Origin of the sequence: Nocardioides sp., from assembly GCF_030149505.1 — a bacterium.
In the GTDB taxonomy this organism is placed as follows: domain Bacteria; phylum Actinomycetota; class Actinomycetes; order Propionibacteriales; family Nocardioidaceae; genus Nocardioides.
Genome location: NZ_JASBRN010000045.1, coordinates 122387 through 141813, shown reverse-complemented (window position 1 = coordinate 141813; position 19427 = coordinate 122387). Strand labels below are relative to the sequence as shown.

Annotated in this window: 12 protein-coding genes; 1 reads left to right on the top strand and 11 read right to left on the bottom strand. The window is 72.2% G+C overall.

Translation table 11 applies throughout. The features are described 5' to 3' along the window. Both Q1V71_RS09135 and Q1V71_RS09130 read right to left on the bottom strand, forming a co-directional pair. A complete protein-coding gene (locus Q1V71_RS09135; protein WP_300643084.1) occupies positions 1-303 on the bottom strand; it encodes a helix-turn-helix transcriptional regulator in 303 nt (100 codons plus the stop codon). A gap of 48 nt (positions 304-351) precedes the next feature. Further along, the gene (locus Q1V71_RS09130) at positions 352-879 is read right to left on the bottom strand and encodes a CinA family protein (protein ID WP_300643082.1); all 528 of its coding nucleotides are present in this window, start codon (positions 877-879) and stop codon (positions 352-354) included. A 32-nt stretch (positions 880-911) separates the two neighbouring features. On the opposite strand from Q1V71_RS09130, the gene Q1V71_RS09125 reads away from it, so the two are divergent. Beyond that, positions 912-2687, top strand: a complete 1776-nt coding sequence (locus Q1V71_RS09125; protein WP_300643080.1) for a glycoside hydrolase family 15 protein — start codon at positions 912-914, stop codon at positions 2685-2687. Positions 2688-2770: 83 nt separating this feature from the next. On the opposite strand, the gene Q1V71_RS09120 is transcribed toward Q1V71_RS09125, so the two are convergent. The 9 genes from Q1V71_RS09120 to dapA form a co-directional block, all read right to left on the bottom strand. Further along, complete coding sequence (locus tag Q1V71_RS09120; protein ID WP_300643078.1) at positions 2771-5581, bottom strand: ExeM/NucH family extracellular endonuclease; 2811 nt, start codon at positions 5579-5581, stop codon at positions 2771-2773. A gap of 151 nt (positions 5582-5732) precedes the next feature. Beyond that, positions 5733-8045 carry a bifunctional UDP-sugar hydrolase/5'-nucleotidase gene (locus Q1V71_RS09115; protein WP_300643076.1) on the bottom strand — a complete coding sequence of 771 codons (2313 nt, stop codon included), beginning with the start codon at positions 8043-8045 and terminating at the stop codon, positions 5733-5735. A 207-nt stretch (positions 8046-8252) separates the two neighbouring features. Next, positions 8253-8876: a CDP-diacylglycerol--glycerol-3-phosphate 3-phosphatidyltransferase gene (gene pgsA / locus Q1V71_RS09110; RefSeq protein ID WP_300643074.1), complete on the bottom strand. Its 624-nt coding sequence runs from the start codon at positions 8874-8876 to the stop codon at positions 8253-8255. Then, entirely contained in the window at positions 8873-10282 is a 1410-nt protein-coding gene (rimO, locus tag Q1V71_RS09105; protein ID WP_300643466.1) for a 30S ribosomal protein S12 methylthiotransferase RimO, read from the bottom strand. Before rimO ends, pgsA begins: the two co-directional genes overlap by 4 nt. A 125-nt stretch (positions 10283-10407) precedes the next feature. Continuing rightward, a complete protein-coding gene (locus tag Q1V71_RS09100; RefSeq protein WP_300643072.1) occupies positions 10408-12237 on the bottom strand; it encodes a helix-turn-helix domain-containing protein in 1830 nt (609 codons plus the stop codon). Positions 12238-12254: 17 nt separating this feature from the next. Further along, positions 12255-14915 (bottom strand): DNA translocase FtsK, encoded by a 2661-nt coding sequence (locus Q1V71_RS09095; RefSeq protein WP_300643070.1) that lies wholly within the window; start codon positions 14913-14915, stop codon positions 12255-12257. A 79-nt stretch (positions 14916-14994) separates the two neighbouring features. After that, positions 14995-16773: a GAF domain-containing sensor histidine kinase gene (locus Q1V71_RS09090; RefSeq protein ID WP_300643068.1), complete on the bottom strand. Its 1779-nt coding sequence runs from the start codon at positions 16771-16773 to the stop codon at positions 14995-14997. A 34-nt stretch (positions 16774-16807) separates the two neighbouring features. Further along, positions 16808-18493 (bottom strand): ribonuclease J, encoded by a 1686-nt coding sequence (locus Q1V71_RS09085; protein WP_300643066.1) that lies wholly within the window; start codon positions 18491-18493, stop codon positions 16808-16810. Between the two features lie 40 nt (positions 18494-18533). Next, entirely contained in the window at positions 18534-19427 is an 894-nt protein-coding gene (dapA, locus tag Q1V71_RS09080; protein ID WP_300643064.1) for a 4-hydroxy-tetrahydrodipicolinate synthase, read from the bottom strand.

The following is a 19427-nucleotide window of genomic DNA, read 5'->3' as shown; positions in this document are numbered from 1 at the left end:
CTAGGCCGCGGAGGCCACCACGGGGGGCTTGATCGGGACGACCGGGATGGGCGTGGGAGCCATCGCGGCCTCCTCGAGGGCCACGGCGTCGGAGACCGAGCGCAGCACCGAGGAGAGCGGGACGTCGAGGGCGCTGCACAGCGAGGCGAGCAGCTCGGAGGAGGCTTCCTTCTGGCCGCGCTCGATCTCGGAGATGTAGCCGAGGCTGACGCGGGCCTCGGCGGAGACCTCGCGCAGGGTCATGCCGCGGTCCACGCGGTGGGCGCGGAGCACCTCACCCAGGAGACGACGGAACAGCACCATGGGTCAACGCTAGCGGACGCCGTGACCTTCCCGGGTGACTATCCCCGCTCAAGGACCCGCGTTCGCGCTCAGCAGAACCTCGCGGAGCAGGGCCAGCGCCTCGCGCACGGTGCCGGCCCGCACGGCGGCCCGGTCCCCCGGGAGGTCCAGACGCCGCCCCGCCACGGTCCCCTCCGGCCCCGCCAGGCCCACGTGGACGGTGCCGGCGGGATGTCCCTCCTGCCGGTCCGGGCCCGCCACCCCGGTGGTGGCCAGCGCCCAGTCGGCGCCGGTGCGCTCCCGCGCACCCACCGCCATCGCCCGCGCGCACTCCGCGGACACCACGCCGTGCTCGGCCACCAGCGACTCCGGCACGCCCAGCAGGGCCACCTTCAGCGGCGTCGCGTAGGTGACCAGCCCACCGGCGTACGCCGCGGAGGAGCCGGGGACCGAGGTGACCGCACCCGACAGCAGTCCACCGGTCAGCGACTCGGCGGTGCCGAGCACCTGACCGCGCTCGCGCAGCAGGCCCACCACCTCGCGGGCGAGGTCGAGCACCTCCGGAGCCAGGTCACCGTCCCTGCCATCGTCCACCACGGGGGTGAGACTGGCACACGTACGTTCGACGCATGGCGCTGCGCATCGAGGACTACGCCCTCATCGGCGACCGGCGCGGTGCCGCCCTGGTGGGCAACAACGGCTCGATCGACTGGCTGTGCCTGCCCCGCTTCGACTCCCCCGCCTGCCTGGCGGCGCTGCTCGGCACCGAGGAGCACGGCTGCTGGCAGCTCGAGCCGGTCGACGACTACACGGTCGAGCGGAGGTACGTCGGCGACACCGCGGTGCTGGAGACGACCTTCCGCACCGAGGACGGCGAGGCCACCCTCACCGACCTGATGCCCCGCCTGGACGGACGCGCCGACGTCGTGCGCGTGCTGTGGGGGGTGCGGGGGCGGGTGCGGTTCCGGCACGTGTGGCGCGTGCGGATGGACTACGGAAGCGTCCGTCCGTGGGTGCGTCGCGACGAGGTCGACGGTGAGCGGGTCATCACCGCCACCGCGGGACCCGACCTGCTGGTCCTGCGCGGCCCGGAGCTCCCGGTCGCCGTCGACCACGTGCACGAGGGCGAGATCGAGGTGGGCGAGGGCGAGGAGAAGCGCTTCTCCATGACCTGGCTGCCCTCGCACCGGACCCTGGACGACCTCGCCGCGCACGACGACGTCATCAACCGCACCGTGGAGGACGACGAGGACTGGGCTCGGATCTGCCGCGACGACCTGCCGCACCTCGAGGTCGTGCGGCGCTCCCTCATCACCCTGCGGCTGATGACCCACGAGGAGACCGGCGGCATCGTCGCGGCGCCGACCACCTCGCTGCCCGAGTGCTTCGGCGGGGCCCGCAACTGGGACTACCGCTACTGCTGGCTGCGCGACGCCGCACTCACCCTCGGCTCGCTCCTGGAGGCCGGGTTCACCGAGGAGGCGATGCTCTGGCGCGACTGGCTCCTGCGAGCCGTCGCCGGGGACCCCGAGGACCTGCAGATCATGTACGCCGTCGACGGCGCACGCCGCCTGCCCGAGGAGGAGCTCGACCACCTCCCGGGCTACGAGGGGTCGCTGCCCGTGCGGATCGGCAACGGGGCGGTCGAGCAGCTCCAGCACGACGTGCTCGGCACCGTCATGGAGGCACTCACCCGGGTCCGCGAGCAGGGCGACGACCCGGACGGCAACGCGTGGGCCCTCCAGCGCGCGCTCGTGGACAACCTGACCGAGCACTGGGACGAGCCCGACAACGGCATCTGGGAGATCCGGGGCGAGCCGCAGCACTTCACCCACTCCCAGGTCATGGTCTGGGTCGCCTTCGACCGCGCGATCCGTGCCGTGGAGGACTACGGCCTAGAGGGCGACGTCGAGCGGTGGCGGGAGATCCGCGACCAGGTGCGCGAGCAGGTGCTCGAGCGCGGGTACGACGAGGAGCGCTGCACCTTCGTGCAGGCCTACGGCAGCAAGGAGCTCGACGCCGCCCTGCTGCAGATACCCGCCGTCGGCTTCCTGCCCGGCGACGACCCTCGAGTGCTCGGCACCATCGCCGCCGTCGAGGAGGACCTCGTGCGCGACGGGCTGGTCCTGCGCTACCGCACCGACTCCGGTGTCGACGGCCTGGACTGCGACGAGAACCCGTTCCTGGCCTGTGCGTTCTGGCTGGTCTCGGCGTACACCGGCGCCGGCCGCCTCGACGACGCCCACGCCCTCTTCGACCGACTGGTCGGGCTGGTCAACGACGTCGGCCTGCTCTCCGAGGAGTACGACCCGGACGCCGGCCGGATGGCCGGCAACTTCCCCCAGGCCTTCAGCCACCTGGCGCTGGTCCAGGCGGCGTTCGACCTGGCCGACGCGGCGAGGTAGCGGCTCGGCCCGTCCTCCGCACAGCACGACGCCGGCCGCACCCCTGGGAGGCCGCGACCGGCGTCGTGCTGCTGGTGCAGGGATCAGCGGCGGACCCGGACCTCCACGGTCTCCTCCGAGGCAGCCGTCGCCTCGTCACCGGAGTAGCGGACCGTCACCGGGTAGGTGCCGGCCTGCTCGAACGGGTTGCGCATCGTCACCACGACCTTGCCCGAGCGCTTCAGCTCCGCGGTGACCTCCTCGCCGCCGGCGGTGACGGTGACGGTGCCGGACGGGGTGCCGGCCGCACTGTCCACCTCGACCTTGAGGACCAGGCGACCCTTGCCGGCCTTCGGCTGCTTCGGCCGTACCTCGACCTCGACCGACGAGGCAGCGAGCTCCGGGGCGTCCTCGACCAGGTCGAGCCCGATCTTCACCGGGTCGTGGTCGCTGGAGCGGAACGGGCCGGACTGGTGGAAGTCGGTCGCGTGGACGTTGAACCGGCTGTACTCCAGGGCCACCGACTCATCGGAGTTGATGTTCCAGGTGTCGACGCCGGTCAGCGCCTCCATCGCAGCGCCGTTGGCGAGGACGTGGTCCAGGGAGCCGGAGAGACCGCTGAAGGAGTAGGACCACTCCGGGGTCTCCGCGGCGTCCGTGGTGTTCTCGTAGCCCCCCTCGTAGAGGACCTGCATCGGGTCCTCCTGCGCGTAGCTGTTGAAGTCACCGAGGAGCACGATCGCCTCGGTGCCGGTGTCGGCGGCGATGCCGGGCACCCAGTCGCGCAGGGCCGTGGCCTGGGCGACGCGATCGGGGTTGGCGTTGCCCTGGCCGGTGCCGTCGTCCTCGCCGGAGCCCTTGGACTTGAAGTGGTTGACCACGACGAGGAGCTCCTCGCCGCCGCCGACGGGGGCGAAGACCTGGCCCAGCGGCTCGCGGGCGTTGTCGAAGGCCTCGCCGGCCCCCGACTGCTCACCCAGGGCGCGCGACTCCCCGACCCGCTCGACCGCGGCGGGCTGGAAGATGATCGCGTTGGTGATGACGTCCTGCTCCGAGGTCGCGGGCAGCTCGCTCGAGGACGGGTTGGCGGCCCACTTCTCGAAGCCGGCCGCGGCGTTCAGCGCCGCGACGAGCGAGCGGGTGGCCTCGTCGGCCTCCTCGCCCAGGCGCGCGGAGTTCTCGATCTCCATCAGGCCGACCACGTCGGCGTCGAGGGCGTTGATCGCCGCGACGATCTTCTCCTGCTGGCGGGAGAAGTCCTGCGGGTCCCACGCGCCGCGCTGGTCGCAGCCGCCGCGCACGTTGTTGCCGTCGCCGGCACGGTCGGTGAAGGCGGTGCAGCCGCCGTCGCCGACGTTGTCGTCATCGGCGTCACCGAGGGTGGTGAAGTAGTTGAGCACGTTGAACGAGGCCACCGAGACGTCCCCGCCGACCTCCTCGGGCGCGGCGGTGCGGGTGTCCTCGAAGACCGCCGGCGAGGTCGCGGTGTAGTCGGGCCCGCTGACGCTCACCGTGGGCTGGAAGCGGTACGTCGGGTTGCTGGGCGAACCGCCCTCGGTCAGCACCACGGGCTCGGTGAAGGTGGCCGACGCCCCGACGCGCACGGGCGCGGCGTTGGAGACGTACGGCGGGGTGAGGCTGCCGTTGCGGGTGTAGTCGGTGCTCGAGCCGTCGTCGAGCACGATCGCCCGCGCGGCGTTGTCGGCCACGACCGCGGCGATCGCGGCGGTGTCCTGGGCGTCCGCGACCTCGGTCGGCTGCAGCAGCGGGGTGTCCCCCAGGGCCAGGCCGACCTCGCCGAACTGGTTGGTGGAGTAGGTGTTGGTGACCGTGAACTCCTGCGCGGAGACGTCGACCAGCATCCCCTCCAGGGACTCCTTGGCCGCGTCGGTGGCGGGCCACTCCCCGGCGTACGCCGTCACCGGCTCGGACGGGGTGCCGAGCTGCTCGACCTCCGCCTCGCTGCTGACGACCTGCGTGGCACCGGCGAACTCGGCGACCTCGCCGGTGACCTTCACGTGCTGCCCCGGCTGCACGGTGACGTCGCCGGCGCCCCGCGGGAAGTAGACGAACACACCGTCGGAGGCCGCGCCCTGGGCGCGCTGGACGCCACCGGTGCCCGGGGTCTGGAGGTAGAAGCCGAAGAGGAACTCGGGGACGGCGGTGACCACACCGGTGGTCACGACCTCGGTGCCCACGAGCGGGCTCTCCTCGCCGGTCCCCTGGATCTCGGGGATCGTCGCCACGGTCGGGTCCGGGTCGGGCTCGGGCTCGGGCTGACCGCCGGTGGCCTGCGGGGCGGGCGCGCCGGTCACGAACTCGGCACCGTTGTGGTCGGCGTCGGGCGCGGTGCGTGCGGAGGACGTGGTGTTGGAGGTGCCGGCGGCCTTGGTCGGACCCTCCCACGTGTTGCTGTTGACGCCGAGCAGGTCGACGACGCCCGGGACCGTGGTGAGCGACCCCGCGGGCGGGTTCAGCGCCGTGGTGCCCTCGGCGAGCCAGACGGTGAAGGCGGTGCCGGACATGGCGATCGAGCCGGTGGCGTCGGGCGTCGGCAGCGCCTGGGTCCCTCCGCTGCCCTGTGCCTGCTGGACGAGGTAGTAGCCGCCCGCCGGGACGGTGCCGCTGAGCTCGGTGACGCCCGAGGCGGCCGAGGTGCTGCCGCTGGAGCGGTACTGGACCGACATGCCGTCGACGCTGATCGGCTGCGAGGTGGGGTTGTGGATCTCGACGAAGTCGTGGGTGAACGTGGCGCCGGAGTTGCCCCCGCCGCCGTAGGCCTCGCTGATGACCAGGCCGGTGCTGGCTGCCTGGGCGGGGGCGAGGGTCAGGCCGGTGACGAGGGTCGCGAGGCCGAGCGAGCCGGCGCCGAGCAGCGCGAGGCAGCGGCGGGCGTCCCGAGAGGTGGTGGGCACGGGTGATGCCTTTCCGAGAGGGGGCCGAGAGGGGCCGGGGGGATGTCGCTCCGAGGCTGCCAGCCGGGGGGCGGGCTCGTAGGAACGACGTGGGAACGCCTCCCGGACGTGGTGTGAACGTCCGGGAGGCGTTCTGGGGATCAGCTGTGGTTCAGCGGACCTTGAAGCGGAGCGTGTCCGAGGCGTCGCCGTAGGAGACGGTGACGACCTGGGTGCCCTTGTCCTCGAAGGGACCGATGCGGGTCACGGCCCGGCCCTTGTCGTTGAGCTCGACGGTCTTGTCGACCCCCGCGCCGACCAGTGTGACCTCGCCGGAAGCGGGCTCACCGTCGAGGCGGACCTTGACGGTCACCTTGAGCTTCTTCTTCCCGGCCTTGAGCGGACCCTTCGGGTTGCGCTTGGCCGTGACCGCGGCCTCGCCGGCACCTTCCTCGAGGGCGACAGGCACCAAGATCTCGGTGCCGGTCTCGGTGCCGGTGACCAGGATGCCCTCGGGGGTGCCGGAGTACGCCGGCAGGGTGGTCGACACTGCGAGGGTGCCGCTCTCGTCGGAGACGACGCCGCTCTCGGGGTTCGCCGCGATCACGGTGGGGTCGACCGGGAAGGTCCCGAGGCTCTTGCCCCCCACGCTGAGCTCGACCTCGTCGTCCTGGACCATCGAGATGTTGTTGGTCGGTGCGAGCACGAGCGAGGACAGTGTCATCTCGAGGGTGTCACCGGGGCCGTACGAGGCGGGGGCCGCCTCAGGGAACGTGGCGCCGACGGAGTCCTGCGCGTAGTCCACGGCCAGTGGGGCGTCGTCCGCGAACTCGGCCATGTAGTCGACGATCGCCTGCAGGTCGGCGTAGCCCGTGTCCTGGGGGTTCGTCCCCTCCTTGAAGGTGGAGAAGTTGTCACCGCCGGAGGCGAGGAAGCTGTTGGCCACGACGGAGTACGAGGCCGCCGGGTCGATAGCCTCGCCGTCCAGGTACATGCCGGTGACGCGCTCGCCGCGCGCTGCGGTCGGGTCGTAGCTCCACTCGAAGCCCTCGGAGAGCCCCAGCGGGTAGAAGGGACGCGAGGAGCCGTCGGGCTGCCACTGCTCCTCCAGCAGCGCCTTGATCTGGGCGCCGGTGAGCTGCATCTTCACCAGGGTGTTGGCGAAGCTCTGCGCGTCGGCCGCCTGCTTGAAGGTCACCGTGGCGGGGTAGCCGCCCTCCGCCAGCCCGAGGATGTCGGCGCGCAGACCGCCAGGGTTGATGAAGCCGATCTGGGTGTCGGAGGCCCAGCGCTGCGCCTCCGCGACCAGGTGGCCCATGGTCGACTCGCCACCGCGGTTCTCGGTCGTCCCGTCAGCGAGACGAGAACGGGTGAAGGGACCCGCGATCTGTCCGAGCGGCTCGGCGCCGAGCTCGGTGGAGACGGCGACCGCGTCGTCGACGATCGCCTTGACCTCGGGGTCCTCGGCGAACGGGTCGGTGGTGCGCGCGACGTTGATGATCTCGGAACTCTCCACCACCGGAGGGACCAGGCCGCCAGCATCCACCGTGAAGGTCAACCGGTTGAGGTTGAAGCCGTACTGACCGGCCGAGACGACCGGGCGCATCGTGGCCGGAGCCTCGTCGGAGCCCAGGCGGCAGTCGTAGGCGAGGTGGGTGTGACCGGAGACGATCGCGTCGACGCTGGAGTCGACGCTCTTGACGATCTCGCCGAAGTCGGTGTCGGCACCGAGCGCGCCGATGGCGGCGCAGTCGGTCGTGGGGGCCCCCTCGTGCACCAGGAGGACGACCAGGTCCACGCCCTCGGCCTCGAGCGCGTCGGCCTCGGTGTTGACCGCCTCGACGACGTCGGTGACCTCGATCTCGGCGATTCCGTCGGGCGAGACCAGCTCGGGCAGGTTCTCGGTCACGGCACCGACGAAGCCGACCTGGACAGCCGCGTCGCCCTCACCGATCGTCTGCACGTAGGTCGGGTCGAGGGCGTCCTCGCCGCTGTCGCGCATCTTCACGTTGGCGCCGATGTAGGTCCACTCGGCCCCGCCGAAGGGGTTGGTCTCGGCGTCGAAGGGGGCCATGACCCGATCGGTGAGATCGGCGTAACCCTTGTCGAACTCGTGGTTGCCGACCGCGGAGACGTCCAGCCCCGAGGCGTTCAGGGCGTCGATGGTCGGCTTGTCCTGCTGGATGAAGGACTCGAAGGTGGAGGCACCGATCAGGTCACCGGCGGCGGCGAAGATGGTGTTCTCGGCGCCGTACTGGGCGCGGACGGAGTCGACGGCGGTGGCGAGCTTGGCAGCGCCGCCGGCGTCACGAGCGGGCAGCAGTCGCCCGTGGAAGTCGTTCGTGGCGACGATGGTGACGTCGACCAGAGGAACGGCGTTGGCGACAGGAGCGGTGGCGACGACGGACGCCGAGGTGGCGGCGACCGCGAGCCCGACTCCGATGGCCGCAACGCGACGGCGCTGCGACGGGGAGCGTGAGTGCACTGTGGGGGACCCTTCGGGTGTGGGAGGGGTGGTATGGACCGGCGCACCATAACCGCGCCAGGGGACGGTTCGGTCGCCTGGGACGTGAACGTCGCACGACCCCCGCGGGGCGGTCCGGGATCCCGTGAAGGGTTGCCAACGCACGCGCGCCCACCTCGACACGTTTCGCCACTGGCGGCCCCGCGGGGCCCGTGGTGAGGTGGCAGGTCAGCCCCGGAGCTGGTGCCGCTGGCGCCAGACGTCGCGGTAGAACTCCCAGCCCGACCACAGCGTCAGGGCCACCGCCACGACGAGGAATGCCTGGGAGACGTAGAACAGCACCTCGCCGGGCGTCTGGAGTGCCTGCGGGAGGTCAGGGTCGCGCAGCGGCAGCACGAGACCGGCGAGCGCCACGCCCTGCACGGTCGTCTTCAGCTTGCCGAGGTCCTTGGCGGCGATGACCACCTTGGAGAGGATCGAGAGCCGCAGCAGGGTGACGCTCCACTCGCGCACGAGCACCACGATCGTGACCCACCACCAGATGTCGCCGACGATCGAGAGCCCGATGAAGGCCATGCCGGTGATCGCCTTGTCGGCGATCGGGTCGGCGATCTTGCCGAAGTCGGTGACCAGGTTCCGTGCCCGGGCGATATCGCCGTCGATCTTGTCCGTGACCATCGCGACCGCGAAGAGCGCCCACGCCACGGTCCGCCAGGTGCCGGAATCGCCGCCGTCGACCAGCAGGGCCGCGCCGAAGAAGGGCACCAGGACGATGCGCAGCGTGGTCAAGGCGTTGGGGAGGTTCCAGTTGCTGGGCGTCTCCCCCGCCGGGACGGGTGTCGGGTCGCTCATGCGCGCTCCTCCAGGGCTCGGGCCACCAGGTCGATGCCCTCGGAGGCGACGACCTCGGCGCGCACCAGGTCGCCCGGGCGGGGGCTCTCGCCCCGACCCTCCAGCCCCGTCAGCAGCGTCGTGCCGTCGACCTCGGGGCCCTGGAACGCCGTCCGGCCGACGACCTCCGTCCCGTCGGGCCCGTCCTCGACCTGCTCGACGAGCACCTCGACGACCTCACCGATCCGCTCCTCGGCACGCTCGGCCGTCAGCTGCTCGACCAGCGAGGTGACGTGCTCGGCGCGAGCGCGCACCTCGTCCTCGTCCAGCTTGTCCTCGAAGCCAGCGGCCTCGGTGCCGTCCTCGTCGGAGTAGCCGAAGACGCCGGTGACGTCCATCCGGGCGGCGACGAGGAAGTCGCAGAGGATCTGCAGGTCCTCCTCGGTCTCGCCGGGGAAGCCGACGATGACGTTGGAGCGGACCCCCGCCTCGGGGGCCAGCCCGCGGACCTGCTCCAGCAGGCCGAGGAAGGACTCGGGGTCGCCGAAGCGGCGCATCCGCCGCAGCACGGTGGCGCTGGCGTGCTGGAAGGACAGGTCGAAGTACGGCGTCACGCCCGGCGTGGTCGCGATCGCCTCGACCAGTCCGGGCCGCGTCTCGGCCGGCTGGAGGTAGGAGACGCGGACCCGCTCAACGCCCTCGACGGCCGCCAGCTCGGGCAGCAGCGTCTCGAGCAGCCGCAGGTCGCCCAGGTCCTTGCCGTACGACGTGGAGTTCTCGCTGACGAGGAAGACCTCCTTCACGCCCTGGCCGGCGAGCCAGCGCGCCTCCTCCAGCACGTCGGTGGGTCGCCGGCTGACGAAGGAGCCGCGGAAGGACGGGATCGCGCAGAAGGAGCAGCGCCGGTCGCACCCGCTGGCCAGCTTGAGCGAGGCCGTCGGCCCGGAGTCCAGGCGCCGGCGTACCGACGCGGGGCCGGAGGCGTGGCCCGGGACGGCCGCGGTGGAGAGCGTCCGCTCGACCGGGCTGATCGGCAGCAGCAGCCGCCGGTCGCTGGGCACGTGGGCCTGGTGGGTCTCCCCCGCCAGGATCGAGCGCAGCCGGTCGGCGATGTCGGGGTAGTCGTCGAAGCCCAGCACCGCATCGGCCTCCGGCAGCGACTCGGCCAGGTCCTTGCCGTAGCGCTCGGCCAGGCAGCCCACGGCGACGACGGCCTGAGCCTTCCCGCCGTGCTCGGTCTTGAGGTCGGCGGCCTCCAGCAGCGCGTCGACGGAGTCCTTCTTGGCTGCCTCGACGAAGCCGCAGGTGTTGACCACGACCGTGTCGGCCTGCTCGGCGTCCTCGACGAGCGTGAAGCCGCCCGCCTCCAGGCGACCGGCCAGCTCCTCGGAGTCGACGTCGTTGCGCGCGCAGCCGAGGGTCACCATCGCCACCGACAGCCGAGGGAGCCGGGAGGTCGTGTCGGTCGACGCGTCAGTCACAACGCACGAGTATGGCTGCCGGGGCGGCCGGGGTGCGAACCCACGACCGCCCCGTGGCCGGGGTCACGTGCTCACTCGGCGACGAAGGTGTCCTGGGCCGCCCGGCCGGTCGCGCCGAGCGCACCGTGCTCGGTGTCGCCGACCTGCACCTCGAGCGAGCCGTCGGACGACTGCACCCGCACCGGCTGGGAGACCTTGTCCAGGACCTTGACCTCGCCGAAGGCGAGCGTGCCCTTGTAGACCAGCTCGTTGGCGCCGTCGCGGACCCACACCTCGGCCCCGCCCCCGGCGGCGGTGAGCACCACGGGGACCTTCGCGCCGCCGGTGGAGCCGCTGGTGGTGGTCAGGCTGGGCACCGGGTCGCGGAGCTGGACGGGGCTGTCGGTGATCAGGCGGGCCACCGACCAGGCCAGCACCAGCGCCATGACGGCGGCCACCAGCACCGACCAGTTCGGGCCGCCGCGGGTGCCACGCAGGGCACCGCCCTGGCCGAGCTCGGCCTCGAAGACCCGACGTGGGCTGACCGGTGCGTCGGCGTACCGCTCGTCGTAGGCGGCGACCAACGGAGCGGCGTCGATGCCGAGGACCCGCGCCAGGGTGCGCAGGTGGCCGCGGGCGTAGAAGTCGCCGCCGCAGGGAGCGAAGTCGTCGACCTCGACGGCCTCGATGACGTGCGGGCGGATGCGCGTGCGGTCGGCGAGCTGGTCCACGCTCAGGCCGAGCCGAGTGCGGGCGGCGGCCAGCTCGGGCCCGATGACCGGGTCCGGGGCGGGCTCCTCGGCCTCCTCGAAGACGATCGGGTCGACCACCTGGCCCTCGCGCGCGATCGGGCGCACCCGCTCGCCCCAGACCTCGGTGTCCTCGACCAGGTCGACGCTGCCCGGGCGGCGCAGCTCGCGGGCCTCGGGCAACCGGACGGCGGTCGCGTCGGTCTCCTGCTCCCCCACGTCCAGGCGCAGGGCGGTGGCGCCGATGACGACGTCGCTGCGGATCTCTGCGCGCACCGCGGTCACCGGTTCGCGCAGGGCCGACGGGGTCGCGCTGGCGACGACCGCGGAGGCGGTGGGCACGGGCCCGGCAACCGACGCGGTCGCGCCGGAAGCGCCGGAGGTGCCGGCACCGCGCTCGGGCAGGAACCGCGCCACGCTGTCGATGGCGTGCGCCAGCATCGGACGCAGCCCGGCGACCAGGCGCTCGGCGGCGCGGGTGCTCGGCTCGTCCTGCGGCACGGGCTCGGCCGAGCGGCCGGACCCGCCGGGCCCCCGGTCGTCCCGGTCCCGGTCCCGGTCCTGGTCGTGCCAGTCCTCGTCCCGGTCCTGGTCGTCGTGTTCCTCCACGACGTCGACGTGGCCGTCGTGGGGTGCAGCGTCCTCGAGCCACTCCTCGTCGGCGACGTAGGTGTAGCCGTCGATCTCGGCGACCTCGCAGCGCCCGGCGGCGAGCCGGTCCAGCGCGTCGACCAGGTCACCGTCCTCGAGCCCGGTCACCCGGGTCGAGAGCGACAGCGGCACGCGCAGCGGCTCCTCGCCGCTCAGCACGTCCACGGAGCCGTCGCGCAGCACGCGGCGTCGCGGCAGCACCTCGACGGCGTCGATCTCGGTCCACGGCAGCCCGCGCCACTCCTTGCCGCGGCGCAGCCGCACACCGAGCTCGTCGGCGACGAAGAGAGGTGCCCGCGCATCGAGCACCCCGACCGCGTGCACGGCCGCGATGCCGAGCAGCACCACCGCGAGGACGCCGTCCACCGCGGTGCCGCCGCCGAGCAGGCGCACGACGTACGCCGCTCCCACGATGCCCGCGAGCACGCCGGTGCTCGCGGTGAGCAGCGTGTTGCGGTGCACCTCGACGGGCACCGTTCCTGCAGTCGCGTCCGTCCCGTCGATCCCGTCCGTCCCGGGCACGACCTGCTCCTGAGCGTTCACATCTCCCCCTGCAGCACAGCGATGAGTCCATCGACCTCGTCGGGCTTGATCAGCACGTCGCGTGCCTTGGAGCCCTCACTGGGACCGACGACGCCTCGGGACTCCAGGATGTCCATGAGGCGTCCGGCCTTGGCGAAGCCCACGCGCAGCTTGCGCTGGAGCATCGAGGTGGAGCCGAACTGGGTCGACACGACCAGCTCCACGGCCTGGACGACCAGGTCGAGGTCGTCGCCGATGTCGTCGTCGAGCACCTTGTTCGAGGCTGCGGGTGCCGTGACGTCCTCGCGGTACGACGGCTCCAGCTGCCCCTTGCAGTGCTTGACGACCTGCGCGATCTCGGCCTCGGTGACCCAGGCGCCCTGCACGCGGATCGGCTTGGAGGCACCCATCGGCAGGAAGAGTCCGTCGCCCTGGCCGACCAGCTTCTCGGCACCCGGCTGGTCGAGGATGACGCGGCTGTCGGTGACCGAGGAGGTCGCGAACGCCAGCCTCGAGGGCACGTTGGCCTTGATCAACCCGGTGACCACGTCGACCGAGGGCCGCTGGGTGGCCAGCACCAGGTGGATGCCGGCCGCACGGGCCAGCTGGGTGATGCGCACGACCGCGTCCTCGACGTCGCGCGGGGCGACCATCATCAGGTCGGCGAGCTCGTCGACGATGACCAGGAGGTAGGGGTAGGGCTGCAGCTCGCGCTCGGAGCCCAGCGGCACCTCGACCTTGCCCGCCCGGACGGCCTTGTTGAAGTCGTCGATGTGGCGGAACCCGAAGTTGGCCAGGTCGTCGTAGCGCAGGTCCATCTCGCGCACGACCCAGGCCAGCGCCTCGGCGGCCTTCTTGGGGTTGGTGATGATCGGGGTGATCAGGTGCGGCACGCCCTCGTAGGCGTTCAGCTCCACCCGCTTGGGGTCGACCATGATCATCCGGACCTCGTCGGGCGTGGCCCGCATGAGCACCGAGGTGATCATCGAGTTGATGAACGAGGACTTGCCCGAGCCGGTGGCGCCGGCCACCAGCAGGTGCGGCATCTTCGCCAGGTTCGCGACGACGAAGCCGCCCTCCACGTCCTTGCCCAGCCCCGCCACCATCGGGTGGTGGTCGGCGCGGGCGCGGCCCGAGCGGAGGACGTCGCCGAGGGAGACGATCTCCTTGTCGACGTTGGGGATCTCCACGCCGACGGCGGACTTGCCGGGGATCGGGCTGAGGATGCGCACGTCGGCGCTGGCCACCGCGTAGGCGATGTTGCGCTGGATGTTGGTGATCTTCTCGACCTTCACGCCGGGGCCGAGCTCGACCTCGTAGCGCGTGACCGTCGGGCCCCGGGTGTAGCCGGTGACCGCGGCGTCGATGGAGAACTCCTCCAGCACCTGGGTCAGCCGCTCGACCACGTCGTCGCTGGCCTTGGAGCGCGGCTTGTGCGGCGAGCCCTCCTTGAGGACGTCGTTGCCGGGAAGGGAGTAGGTGATGTCGCCCGACAGGGCGAGCTGCTCGACGCGCGGGGGCAACGGCGTGTGCGGGGGCGGCTCGAGGTCGACCTTCTCGTCCTTGCCTGCACCGGCCGCGACGCCGACGACGGCGGCCATCGCCTCGGTGGGCACGTCCTCGAAGATCGCCAGTCCGGCGTTGCTCTCGTCCGAGACCTCGCTCGACTGCTCCAGCGCCACGTCGAGGGCGTCCTTGACCCGGCGCTTGCGGGTGCGGGAGGCGGTCTCCTCGACCAGGGGGGTGTCGTAGGCCGGGTAGCCCTCGGGGTCCACGTCGAGGTCCTTGCGGCTGCCGCGCCCGGCGGGCTCCTGGTCCTCGTGGTGGCGGCCCAGCGCCCGGTCCCGCAGCGCCGCGAGCCGGTCGGGGACCTGGTAGACGGGCGTCGCGGTGATGACCAGCACCCCGAAGACCCCCAGGAGCAGCAGCAGCGGCACGACGAGGTACGACGTGCGCAGCAGGTCCAGCAGCAGCGAGCTGACGACGTACCCCACCGCTCCCCCGCCCTCCTGCAGCGGGGTGGCGTCCCCGGCGACCGGCTGGGGGCTGCCGTTGGCGACGTGCACGATGCCGAGCAGGCCGAAGGACAGGGCGGTCCAGCCGATGACCTGGCGCCCCGCGGGGCCGTGGCCGACCGGGTCGCGCATCGTGCGCCACCCCGCCCAGACCAGGGCCATCGGGACGAACCAGCCGATCTTGCCGACCGTGCCGGCGACCGCGACCCGCACGGGGTCGGTGACCGGGCTCTGCACCTGGAACCACACGGCGGCGGCCGAGACCAGCGCCAGCGCCACCAGCGCCAGGCCGGCCCCGTCGCGGCGGTGCTCGGGGTCCAGGTCGCGGGCGCCGCGACCGATCCCGCGGGCCACCGCGCCGATGCCGTGGGCGATCGCGAGCCAGAAGGCGACGACCCCGCGCAGCAGCGCGCCGAGCGCCAGCGCGACCGGGTTCGGCCCGCTGCGCACCGAGCGCGGCGCTGGACGCGAGCTCGAGCCCTTGCGCGGCGCGGGCTTGCGCGCCGGGGGTCGCTTCGCTGCGGTCTTGGTGGTCGACGTCCTGGTGGACGTACTCCGAGGTCGGGTGCCCGTGCTGGATCCGGAACCGCTGCGGTTGCTGCTGCCGCGGGTGGACGTGCTCGTGCTCCGCGACCCCGGCGGGGAAGACGTACGGGTCGCCATGGTCACGACCCTAGGTGACCGCCACACACGTCACAGGGATTGACTCGTGTCCCACCCTCATCTTTTTGTTGAGGGTTGCTCAGGGCGCCTCGACCGGGACCACGAGGGTGAAGGTGCTCCCGCGGCCCAGCTCGGACTCCACGCGGACGTCGCCGCCGTGCAGCCGGGCGATCCGGCGCGCGATCGCCAGCCCCAGGCCGGTGCCCGGGATGCTCAGTGCGTCGAGGTTGCTCGAACGGTGGAAGGCATCGAAGAGGTGGGCCTGGTCCGTGGCGGAGATGCCGATGCCGGTGTCGGTGACCGCGACGGTGGCCACGTCCCCGTGGCTGTCCACGACGACCTCGACCCGACCACCGGGGCGGGTGTACTTCACGGCGTTGCCACAGATGTTGTCGACCACCCGGCCCAGCTCCTCGCGGTCCCCCTCGACCACGACCGGGCCCTCGGCGCGTAGCCGGACCTCGAGGCCGCCCGCGCGGGCCTGCATCGACAGCAGGTCGATGCTGGCCCTGGCCAGCTCCACGAGGTCGACCGGACCCCGGACGATCTCGGGGCGTTCCTGCACGCGGGAGTAGCTCAGCAGCTCCGTGATGAGCCGGTCGAGCCTCCGGGCGCTGCGCATGATGGCGTCGGTCGACGCGCCGCCGGTGCCGTCGTCCTGGAGCATCTCGGCGTGCCCGATGATCGTGGTCAGCGGAGTCTTGAGCTCGTGGCTGATCGTGGCGATCAGCTCGCCCTTGTAGCGGTCGAGCTGCTGCAGCTCGGCCAGCAGCCGGCGCTCCCGCTCGCGCACGCGTGCGTCCTGCAGGAGTCGGCCGAGCTCACGGCCGACCGTCTGCACGGCGGCCACCTCGGCCTCGGAGAAGGCGGGGTCGCCGGCGTTGCGGGAGAGCCCGAGGTAGCCCAGGACCGCCCGTCCCATGACCAGCGGCGAGACCAGCCCCTCCTCCCAGCCGCGGCCGTCGAACATGGCGCGCAGCCGCTCGGCGGTGCGCCCCAGCAGCTGCCAGTCGTCGTGGTCGCGGCGCAGGCGCACCGGCCGCTCCCCCTCGCGGTCGACCAGGTCCGCGAGGTCGGCGAGCAGGTCGACCACCCAGTCGCCCCCGCGCGCGTCCCCGGGGTGGCCGACCGCCAGCTCGGAGCGGTCGCCGGACTCGTCGAAGCAGCGCAGCGTCACCTGGGTGACGCCCAACCCGTCGTGCAAGGTGGCGGCGGCCGCGGCGAGGACCTCCTGCAGGTCGCGCTCGCCACCCAGCGCCGAGACCGCCTGCACGACCCCGCCGAGCCGCACCCGGTCGGCGAGCTCCTCGCGCTGCTGGGCGTTGGCGATGGCCAGCCCGGCCTGCACGACGAACATCTCCAGCAGCTCGCGCTGCGGGGCCGACGGCACCCGGCCCTCCGGCGGCAGGTCGACCGACATGTTGCCCAGCACCCGCCCACTGGCGCTGAGCAGCGGGGCGTAGAGGGTGTCCATCGGGTGCCAGGCGTCCGGGTCGTCGACCGGCTCGTAGTCGGGCCGCCAGGCGTAGGTGGTGGTCTCGGGGTCCAGCCGGTGGTGCGGGACGTATCGGAGGATCCCCCACTCGTCGGCGTGGGCGTACTCGTCGAAGACCTCCGCCATCGGCGTCCGGTAGCCCAGGATCGCCTCGCGCACGTCCTCGGGCCCGGCCACGGCCGTCATCACCAGCGTGTCGCCCTCGAGCACCGAGATCGCCGCCACGCCGTAGCCCAGTCCTTCGACGACGCCGTTGACGGCCTCGTGCAGGACCTCGGAGAGCTCGTGCTGGGAGTTGACCCGACGCATGAGGTCGTAGAGACGGCGGATGCCGTCCGGGGACGCGGCGGTCGGGGCGGTCATGGAGCGGTCATGCCCGCTCAGCACGGATCCAGGCTCACGCCTCGATCACGACCGGGATGATCATCGGACGGCGGCGGTGGGTGTTGGAGACCCAGCGACCGATGACGCGGCGCACGGTCTGCTGCAGCTGGTGGGCGTCGGTGGTCCCGTCGGCCATGGCACGGTCCAGCGCGTCGATGATCGCCGGCTTGATCTCCTCGAAGACCGAGTCGTCCTCGGCGAAGCCGCGGGCGTGGATCTCCGGACCGCCGGCGACCTTGCCGCTGACGGAGTCCATCACCACGATCACCGAGATGAAGCCCTCCTCGCCGAGGATGCGCCGGTCCTTGAGGTCGGACTCGGTGATGTCGCCGACCGAGGAGCCGTCGACGAAGACGTAGCCGCACTCGACCTTGCCGGCGATGGAGGCCACGCCGTCGACGAGGTCGACCACGACACCGTCCTCGGCGATGACGACGTTCTCGACGCCGGTGGCGCGGGCCAGTGCGGCGTTGGCCTGCATGTGGCGGATCTCGCCGTGCACCGGCAGCACGTTGCGCGGCTTGACGATGTTGTAGCAGTAGAGGAGCTCACCTGCGCTGGCGTGGCCCGAGACGTGCACCATGGCGTTGCCCTTGTGCACCACGCGTGCGCCCCAGCGGGCCAGGCCGTTGATGACGCGGTAGACGGCGTTCTCGTTGCCGGGGATGAGCGAGGAGGCGAGCAGGACGGTGTCGCCCTCCTCGATGTGGACGATGTTGTGGTTGCGCTGGGCGATCCGCGAGAGCGCCGACATCGGCTCGCCCTGGGAACCGGTGGAGACCAGCACCTGGTGCTGGGGCGGCAGGTGGGCCAGCTCCTTGGCGTCGACGATGGTGCCCGGCGGGATCGTGAGGTAGCCGAGGTCCTTGGCGATGCCCATGTTGCGCACCATCGAGCGGCCGACGAAGGCCACCTGGCGCTCGTGGGCGTACGCCGCGTCGAGTACCTGCTGGACGCGGTGCACGTGCGAGGCGAAGCAGGCCACGATGATCCGCTGGCTGGACTCGCGGAAGACCTGGTCGATCACGGGGGTGATCGCCTTCTCGGTCGGGGTGAAGCCCGGCGTCTCGGCGTTGGTGGAGTCGGTGAGGAAGAGGTCCACGCCCTCCTCCCCCAACCGGGCGAAGGCCCGCAGGTCGGTGATCCGACCGTCGAGCGGCAGCTGGTCCATCTTGAAGTCGCCGGTGTGCAGCACCATGCCGGCGGGCGTGCGGATCGCCACGGCGAGCGCGTCCGGGATGGAGTGGTTGACCGCCACGAACTCGAGCTCGAAGGGGCCGAACGAGATCCGGTCGCCCTCCTTGACCACGTGGTGCACGGTCTCGCGCAGGCGGTGCTCGCGCAGCTTGGAGCCCAGCAGCGCCAGGGTCAGCTCGGAGCCGACGAGCGGGATGTCCCCCCGCTCGCGCAGGAGGTACGGCGTCGCGCCGATGTGGTCCTCGTGGCCGTGGGTCAGCACGAGCGCCTCGACGGTGTCGAGCCGGTCGCGGATGGAGGACCAGTCCGGGAGGATCAGGTCGACCCCGGGCTGGTGGTCCTCGGGGAAGAGCACGCCGCAGTCGACGATGAGCAGCCGACCGTCGTACTCGAAGGCGGTCATGTTGCGACCCACCTCGCCGAGTCCGCCGAACGGGGTGACCCGCAGGCCTCCCTGGGCCAGCGGTGCGGGTGCGGTGAGCTCGGGGTGCGGGTGCGACATGGGTTCCTTGCTGTCAGGTGGCGGTGCGGGCCCAGGGGGCTCAGAGGAGGCCGGCGGCCTCAAGGCCGGCGCGCAGGGCGGCCAGCTCCTCGTCGTCGAGCTGCACCAGGGGGGAGCGCACCCGACGGTTGTCGAGCACGCCGAGCAGCTCCAGGGCTGCCTTCGCGGTGGTGGCGCCGTAGTTGGCCGGGCCCATGACGGCCTCGAAGGCAGGCAGCAGCCGCTGGTAGGTCGCCAGGGCGACCGCGTGGTCGCCGCCCAGGAAGTCGCCGATCATCGAGGCGATCTCGGAACCGGCCGCGTGCCCGACGACCGAGACCAGCCCGCAGGCGCCGTGGGCCAGGAAGCCGAGGGTGTTGACGTCGTCACCGGAGTAGACCGCGTAGCCCATCTGGGCGAGCTTCGCGGCCCGCGGCATGTCGCCGACGGCGTCCTTGACCGCGACGACCGGCTCCCAGGCCAGCGCCTGCTCGTAGGTCTCCAGGCCGATCGTCGACCCGGTGCGGCCGGGCACGTCGTAGAGCATGACCGGGAGCTCGGCGGCCTCCACCACCTGGCGGAAGTGCTCGAGCATCCCGCGCTGGCCGGGCTTGTTGTAGTACGGCGAGACGAGCAGGACCGCGGTCGCGCCCTTCTCCCGCGCCTGGCGGGCCAGCACCAGCGAGGTGCGGGTGTCGTTGGTGCCGACCCCGGCGATGATCGGGACGTCGGGCCCGACCGCGTCGCGCACCGCGGCGAGGGTCTCCCCGTCCTCCTCGGTGGTCGTGGTCGGGGACTCCCCCGTGGTGCCGGAGACGACCAGGCCGTCGTGGCCGTGGGCGAGCAGGTGCTTGGCCACGCGCTGGACCCCGTCGAGGTCGACCGCGCCGTCCTCGAGGAACGGCGTGGCCATCGCGGTCAGCATCCGACCGAAGGGCGCGGCGGGGGCGGTCAT